The organism is uncultured Pseudoflavonifractor sp. (assembly GCF_944387275.1).
In the GTDB taxonomy this organism is placed as follows: Bacteria; Bacillota; Clostridia; order Oscillospirales; family Oscillospiraceae; genus Pseudoflavonifractor; species Pseudoflavonifractor intestinihominis.
In genome coordinates this window covers 120,643-126,642 of record NZ_CALXEG010000002.1, presented here as the reverse complement: position 1 = coordinate 126,642, position 6,000 = coordinate 120,643, and the positions used below count along the sequence as shown (strand labels likewise).

At 53.8% G+C, this 6,000-nt stretch carries 11 protein-coding genes; 3 read left to right on the top strand and 8 right to left on the bottom strand.

From position 1 onward, the window contains the following. Positions 1-93: 93 nt before the first annotated feature. The 7 genes from Q0K23_RS01300 to Q0K23_RS12695 form a co-directional block, all read right to left on the bottom strand. The gene (locus tag Q0K23_RS01300; protein ID WP_294516904.1) at positions 94-924 is read right to left on the bottom strand and encodes a helix-turn-helix domain-containing protein; all 831 of its coding nucleotides are present in this window, start codon (positions 922-924) and stop codon (positions 94-96) included. Positions 925-940: 16 nt separating this feature from the next. Continuing rightward, the gene (locus tag Q0K23_RS01295; protein ID WP_294516902.1) at positions 941-1,186 is read right to left on the bottom strand and encodes a hypothetical protein; all 246 of its coding nucleotides are present in this window, start codon (positions 1,184-1,186) and stop codon (positions 941-943) included. Then, a complete protein-coding gene (locus Q0K23_RS01290) occupies positions 1,164-1,382 on the bottom strand; it encodes a hypothetical protein (protein WP_294516900.1) in 219 nt (72 codons plus the stop codon). The genes Q0K23_RS01295 and Q0K23_RS01290 overlap by 23 nt, the downstream gene beginning before the upstream one ends. A gap of 1 nt (position 1,383) precedes the next feature. Next, the gene (locus tag Q0K23_RS01285; RefSeq protein WP_294516898.1) at positions 1,384-1,527 is read right to left on the bottom strand and encodes a hypothetical protein; all 144 of its coding nucleotides are present in this window, start codon (positions 1,525-1,527) and stop codon (positions 1,384-1,386) included. A 123-nt stretch (positions 1,528-1,650) separates the two neighbouring features. Continuing rightward, on the bottom strand, positions 1,651-2,106 hold the full coding sequence (locus Q0K23_RS01280; RefSeq protein ID WP_294516896.1) for a helix-turn-helix transcriptional regulator: 456 nt from the start codon (positions 2,104-2,106) through the stop codon (positions 1,651-1,653). A gap of 41 nt (positions 2,107-2,147) precedes the next feature. Beyond that, complete coding sequence (locus Q0K23_RS01275; protein ID WP_274955177.1) at positions 2,148-2,345, bottom strand: hypothetical protein; 198 nt, start codon at positions 2,343-2,345, stop codon at positions 2,148-2,150. Positions 2,346-2,360: 15 nt separating this feature from the next. Then, positions 2,361-2,570 carry a helix-turn-helix transcriptional regulator gene (locus Q0K23_RS12695; protein WP_274955176.1) on the bottom strand — a complete coding sequence of 70 codons (210 nt, stop codon included), beginning with the start codon at positions 2,568-2,570 and terminating at the stop codon, positions 2,361-2,363. 150 nt (positions 2,571-2,720) lie between these two features. Between Q0K23_RS12695 and Q0K23_RS01270 the strand changes: the two genes are divergently transcribed. The 3 genes from Q0K23_RS01270 to Q0K23_RS01260 all read left to right on the top strand — a co-directional run bounded on the left by Q0K23_RS01270 (position 2,721) and on the right by Q0K23_RS01260 (position 5,282). Then, positions 2,721-3,047, top strand: coding sequence for a helix-turn-helix domain-containing protein (locus tag Q0K23_RS01270; protein ID WP_274955175.1), 327 nt, complete (start codon positions 2,721-2,723; stop codon positions 3,045-3,047). 102 nt (positions 3,048-3,149) lie between these two features. Continuing rightward, positions 3,150-4,124 (top strand): hypothetical protein, encoded by a 975-nt coding sequence (locus Q0K23_RS01265; RefSeq protein WP_294516891.1) that lies wholly within the window; start codon positions 3,150-3,152, stop codon positions 4,122-4,124. 111 nt (positions 4,125-4,235) lie between these two features. Beyond that, on the top strand, positions 4,236-5,282 hold the full coding sequence (locus Q0K23_RS01260) for a site-specific integrase (protein ID WP_274955173.1): 1,047 nt from the start codon (positions 4,236-4,238) through the stop codon (positions 5,280-5,282). A gap of 120 nt (positions 5,283-5,402) precedes the next feature. Here Q0K23_RS01260 and Q0K23_RS01255 read toward each other — a convergent pair whose 3' ends face one another. Then, a complete protein-coding gene (locus Q0K23_RS01255) occupies positions 5,403-5,903 on the bottom strand; it encodes a GNAT family N-acetyltransferase (RefSeq protein ID WP_294516886.1) in 501 nt (166 codons plus the stop codon). Positions 5,904-6,000 lie beyond the last annotated feature (97 nt).

Sequence of the window (6,000 nt, the reverse complement as noted above, 5' to 3'; positions counted from 1 at the left end):
ACATCCTCCGGGCTGTCCATCAGCCAGAAGCCGGTGGGCAGCTTGGTATCAATCCATGCCGGGTCGTACAGCAGTACATCCTCCGGCAGATAGCTATTCGACATGTCGTGTCTCCTTTCTCGCCTGAGCCGGGGCTTGTCCGCCCCGCAGGGGGAAGAGACCGGCCCAGCCCGCCATGACTGACTGGCGGATAATGCGCAGCTTGGTGTCCCGGTCTCCGGCGGAGAGCTTGTCCAGCTCAGTGAGCAGGGTCTTGATGGCCCTTGCTGTGTTCACGGCTTTGGACCTGGGCGCCTGCCGAACCTCCATGAGGGCCTGCATGGCCTCGGTCAGCTCCGGGTCTCCGGCCACGTACCGGTTGAGCATGGCCCGGGCCTCCGGGTCCAGCTCCTTGGCCTTCCTGCTCCGGCCCCGTTTCGTCTCCTTCTGCCCCCCGCCCCCTAAAGGGGGCTTTAGGGGTATTTGTTTATTAGTTTGTTCTTTATTATTTTGTTGCGGCCAATTCTTCGTGTACGGTGAAACCGTGTACGGTAAATCAGGACACGGTGGGCTGTTTTCCCCCTCCGGCTGGTCCGCACTGTCCGCCTCAGTCTCAGGCTCCTCCTCGCCGCCGAAGTCGTTGGGCACGTCGGTCAGGATGTATCTGGCCCTGCCGAACTGGCCGGAGGCGGCGTGCTCCTGGGTCTTCCGCTTCAGATACCCAGCCTCCTCCAGCTCCTTGAGCATCCTGGCCATGGTGTCCTTGGACACCTCCAGCTTTGCCGCCATGCCCCGGATGGAGTAGTCCCAGTCGTCCGGCAGGCTCAGCATGGCGATGAGCGCAAAACGGGTTTGCAGTCTCAGGCGGCTGTCCCATATCAGGTCGTTCTTTACGTTGGTGTACGGCAGCTTCCGCCGCCGCACCTCGATCTGTCTGCCCTGCACCTTGTCACACCCCTGTCTATTCGTCCTTGACTTTGGCCATCTCCTCCAGCCTCCAGTAGGTCTCCAGCGGCATGCGCACGGTGAGGTCGCCGGAGATGAGGCGGCCGATGGCCACGGTGCCCACGCCGGTGGCGCGGGCAATGTCCTCGTTGGTCTTCCCGTTGCGGCGCTTGTAGACGGTCAGGCCGTCGGCCAGGCGGTTGATACGGTCCTTGTAGCGGGCTGCCGTCCGCTGGGCCTCAGTTAGGCATACTCTCGGCATTGCTGCTTTCCTCCTCCACTGCTTTGTAGTACGCCTCCAGCACAAACCGTATCCGGTCGAGCTTGGCGGCACACGTCTCCTTTGGTGTGTTCACCACGTCCTCCAGGGTGCCCAGCACGGTCCAGGGGTCCCGGACCCAGGTGCGGGACTGGCGGGCTGTGCGTTCCCGCCAGCGCGCGTCCTCTTTTCTGGTCATATCAGCCCCTCCTCTTCGGCCAGGCCAGCGTCAGGGCCAGCCCGGCAGCCAGCGCCGCCAGGATCACGGCCCCGGCCCGGACGCTGACAAAACCGCACTCGATGTTGCCCACGGCGCCCAGGATCAGGACACCCAGCAAGCCCAAAAAGGGTGCACGAATCCAGCGGAAATTCCTTGCATTTCCGCCCGTCTTATGGTATATTTTCATTAGTTAGTTCTCCTTTTCCGTCCTCAGGTCTCGACCACCTGGGGGCGGATTTTTTTATGCCTACGGGTCCTGCTCACCCTGGGCACACCGAAGAGCCAGAGCAGCGGATACAATCTCCTGAAGGTCTTCCATAATGGCATCAAACTCGACTCGCTCATTGCTATCGATGACATTGTCCTCGGCAATGCGCATAAGCCGATTGGCCGAGTGGTTTTCGGCAAACTCGAAAATCCGATTGGTGAGCCGGGCGCTGGCAGCCAAGACGTCCATCTTAGGCACCTCGGGCACCACACGGCTGTACATGGCGTTCTTTTCGCGCACATGCCGCACAATCAGATGCAGCGTGTTATACAGGTCGGACATCGCCTCAACCACTTCGTCAGGCGGCACCCGCTGGCCGGTCTCGTAGGCCCGCAGGCTCTCCACGCTAATACCCAGCCGCTCCGCTGCCGCTTCCTGAGTAAGCCCGGCAGCCTTGCGACAGGTCTTATAGATATTTCGGGTTTCATCCTGCATGGTAATCACCTCCTTTTCAGGATAAAATACTTGCAGATAGTTCAGCAGGCCTCCGGGACGGGCATAATCTCCACGTCCCCGTCCTGCCGGCAGATGACCAGGTCCGTGTCGCCCCAGCGATCCGTGATTCGGACGGCGTTCTTGGTCACCCGCTCCACCCGGGCCAGCTGGCCCGGCTCAAACTGCCCCTCCAGCCACCGGACGATCCTCCGCAGCTCCGGGGTGTCTCCCTGCATCATGTCCTTCCCCTCCTCTCAGCTGGCCGCCTCGGGCGGCGTGCGGCCATATAACTCGTCAATAGAACAGTGCAGGGCATCAGCAAGGGCTGGTGCAATGGCCCATTTGGGATCTGATTCTCCACGTTCCCACTTTCCGACTGCCTGGGGGCAAACCCCGACTTGTGAGGCCAGTGCTGCCTGCGATATTCCCTTTTTCTCTCTCAACAACTTTATGTTGTTCACCATTGTTCCCTCCTCCCCATATAACTACATAAGGTTGTTTTCAAGCATATAATATTACTACTTTTAGTTGTTGTCAAGTGTAAATTTTAAATTTCGCTTGTGGTTGCCTACCATAGGTAGTATATTATTGATTTAAAGAGGAGGTGACTTTCCATGTTAGCCCAGCGATTGAAAGAGCTCCGCGCAGAAAACAAGATGTCTCAAAAAGAGCTTGCAGCAAGATTATTTGTCAGCCAGCAAGCCGTTGGAAAATGGGAAACAGGGAAAGCCACTCCAAATCCTGAGACCATTGCAAAAATATCTGAAATATTCGGTGTAAGTACAGACTACCTCCTTGGTCGAGACGAAGAAAAGCTCGCCCCCACATCTGAGAGCGAGCTTGATAATGAACTTATTGAGCGGTTGACCCATCTGACTCTGGAAGAGAAGGACAAGGTTGACGCTTTTGTGCAAGGTCTTTTAGCATCTCGTTCAGACTGATTTTCTCGTCCAGTGACAGGTGTGATATGAGTTCCCTGGCTTGCTCCGGCGTCATCTCGTGTCCTCCCCTCAGTTTTCCCCGCAGTGCATGATCTGTGATTTATGTCTATTATAGAACATTTGTTTTATTCTTGCAATGCAACTAAGCAAAAAAGAAAAAATAATTTGGTGTCCGACTTGGACACACTGAAAGGGTGCGTCTCAATGGGGATTTTTGATTTTCTTATACGCCCCCGCAAAAATCAAAGCACCTCTTTTTCCGTGGATTTTCTTACAAAGTGCGGGGCAACTATTCGCAATGCTGAAGTCACATTTGGCTCCAGTTCACCCGGAATATTTCTAATCAACGGCAAAGAAGAACAATTTGTAGGCGGGTATGTAGACGATCTCGGAATGAGTTCAGACCTGAAATACAGGAAAGCTGGTACAAAATACTTTACTTTCTGGATTAATCCGCAGGACTTCCAACTGTTTTGGAAAAAGCTCAAGGCGCTTCAAGCTGAATGCCAGCCGAAAATTTCTCCCCAGAACACTACTTTTGACGATTATATCGGCTGTAATCAGGCATTTTTTGAAGTTCCCGTTCAATTTAACGCAAGTGGCGTGTCTCATGACTTTGGAATCCCTGCCAAAGAAATTATCTCTCGTTTTAGCCAAGGTGATATCGTAACACTTGTATATCACGCGGAGGAATCTTGTCCAGACGAAAGTATTGCGTTGCTGGATTCAAAAGGTCAACAGTTTGGGTGGTGTCCTCTTTCAGAAGAGCTATCTTTAGAATTCTCTGAAATAGTAAACCAAGTAAAGGCCGGTATCCCTTTAATTGCAAAGGTTGTTGAAACAGGGCAGGTGTATGGGAAACCGTACTATTGGTGTTGTCTTGAGTGCAACATAAAAATCCCATATCCAAAAGACGAGCAAAAAGTATACGTTGCCGCAAGCGGATATCTTTATCATGCAAATCCGAAGTGCAATAAACGCATTGTTAAGGATATTCCGATCTCGTGGGCTCTTAAAAACGGCATGTCTCCATGTACTAAATGTTTTAAGAAGGATGACGGAGATATTGCCGATTAGCGTGTCCGACTTGTACACACCCCAAATCCGCAAGCGCTTGCGGATTTGCCCACGAATACCAAAACCGCCCTCAGCCATCCGGCCGGGGGCGGTTGCTCTAGGAGGTGCCATGTGGCAAAAAAATTGAAAAATCCAACGCCGGTACGGCTGCCATCCGGCTCCTGGCGCTGCCAGGTCATGGTGCAGGGCAGGCGGATCAGCGTAGTGGACGATGACCCGGAAGTGGCCCACGCAAAAGCCCTGGCCATCAAAAACGGCATCCTTCAGGAGCACAAGTCGCCGGCATCCATGACCGTGGGCGAGATGATAGACCGCTATATCGAGAGCAAGGACTCGGTGTTATCCCCCGCCACCATCGCCGGATACAAGCGCATCCGCAAGAACGCGCTCCAGGATCTCATGCCGGTGGTACTGGCCGCCCTGACTCAAGAGCGTGTCCAGCGCTCTATCAACGCCATGGCCCGGGAGAAGTCACCCAAGAGCGTTCGCAATGCCCACGGCCTCCTCTCCGCCGCGCTGGAGATGTACTATCCGGACTTCGCCCTCAGGACTACACTACCGCAAAAAAAGCGTTATGAGGCAGCTGTCCCCTCAACCGATGACATCCAGGCCATCATGGCCGCATGTGTCGGAACGGAAAATGAGCTGCCCGTCATGTTGGCTGTCTGGCTTGGCCTGAGAATGAGCGAAATTCTGGGCCTGCGCTGGATCGACGTGGACGGCGATGTCCTTCACATCCGCCACGCCCTGGTGGACGAGGGCGAAAAGACCACAAAGACCTACAGCTCTCAGCGGGATCTGCCGCTCCCTGCTCATATCAGGGAGCTGATAGATGCCCGCCCCAAGCGCGGCGACCACATCGTGGAGTTGTCCCGCCGGGCTCTGTACTGCCGGTTCCAGACCATTTGCAAGCGCGCAGGTGTGCAGCACTACCGCTTTCACGATCTCCGGCACATTAACGCATCTGTAATGCTGGCGCTTGGCGTGCCAAATCGCTACGCTCAGGAGCGGATGGGCCACGCCACGGACAATATGCTCAAGACTGTCTATCAGCACACAATGAGCGCTGAACAGGCAAAAGTCTCCCACCAGGTTGATAGCTACTTTGATGCACTTTTACACACGATTTTACACACAGAAACAGGTAAGAGTGAGTAATACCAGTGGATTAACCCTTATTTTGTTACGGGGTTCGAGTCCCCGCTGGGTCACCAAACAAAACAAATCCGAACCTTGCGCCGGTCGGCGATGGGTTCGGATTTGTTTTTATGCTGTGTTTCACACATCAAATTGAAACGTCACGGAATTCTGCCAGCTCTCCTCATTATTCAAATCCTGTTTGACCACTTTCCCTCCATTGCGCTGATAAAAGGCCATAGCATGCGCATTATCCGGCTGGCACTGGCAGGTAAAACGCTTCGCTCCTTGTGCCTTGAAATGGATCTTTACAAACTCCATTGCTTTATGTCCGATGCCGCAGTTTTGGAATTCATCTTCCAGATAGAGGGACAACAAGTGCGGAGGTTGGCTGTTATGGAGGGTGATGTAGCCAATGACTCGCTCTTCCCGCTTAATTAAATAGACCGCATCGTCTGGATTTTGAATTCGCTGGGCATCTTTCTGCGTATGCCATTCCAAATCAAACTGTTCAATCATCTCATCTGGATAAATCCCTCGATAGGTGGTCGACCATATTTTTTTGCGAAGCTGTGCGATTGCCGGAGCATCTTCCACCTCTGCCGAATGAAACTCCACATGTTCATACAGGTTCGCCTTCATGCGGGTCACCTCACGAAATCTCTTCTGCATCTCTCATAGCACATCCTCAATTTTATCTTTATTATACCAAACTCTCACAGTCCCAACAATCGAAGGT

Bases quoted from the DNA above. Each gene is read 5' to 3' on its own strand.
- Q0K23_RS01295 (WP_294516902.1), bottom strand. From the start codon at position 1,186: ATGCCGAGAGTATGCCTAACTGAGGCCCAGCGGACGGCAGCCCGCTAC.
- Q0K23_RS01290 (WP_294516900.1), bottom strand. From the start codon at position 1,382: ATGACCAGAAAAGAGGACGCGCGCTGGCGGGAACGCACAGCCCGCCAG.
- Q0K23_RS01280 (WP_294516896.1), bottom strand. From the start codon at position 2,106: ATGCAGGATGAAACCCGAAATATCTATAAGACCTGTCGCAAGGCTGCC.
- Q0K23_RS01275 (WP_274955177.1), bottom strand. From the start codon at position 2,345: ATGATGCAGGGAGACACCCCGGAGCTGCGGAGGATCGTCCGGTGGCTG.
- Q0K23_RS12695 (WP_274955176.1), bottom strand. From the start codon at position 2,570: ATGGTGAACAACATAAAGTTGTTGAGAGAGAAAAAGGGAATATCGCAG.
- Q0K23_RS01270 (WP_274955175.1), top strand. From the start codon at position 2,721: ATGTTAGCCCAGCGATTGAAAGAGCTCCGCGCAGAAAACAAGATGTCT.
- Q0K23_RS01265 (WP_294516891.1), top strand. From the start codon at position 3,150: ATGTCTATTATAGAACATTTGTTTTATTCTTGCAATGCAACTAAGCAA.
- Q0K23_RS01255 (WP_294516886.1), bottom strand. From the start codon at position 5,903: ATGAAGGCGAACCTGTATGAACATGTGGAGTTTCATTCGGCAGAGGTG.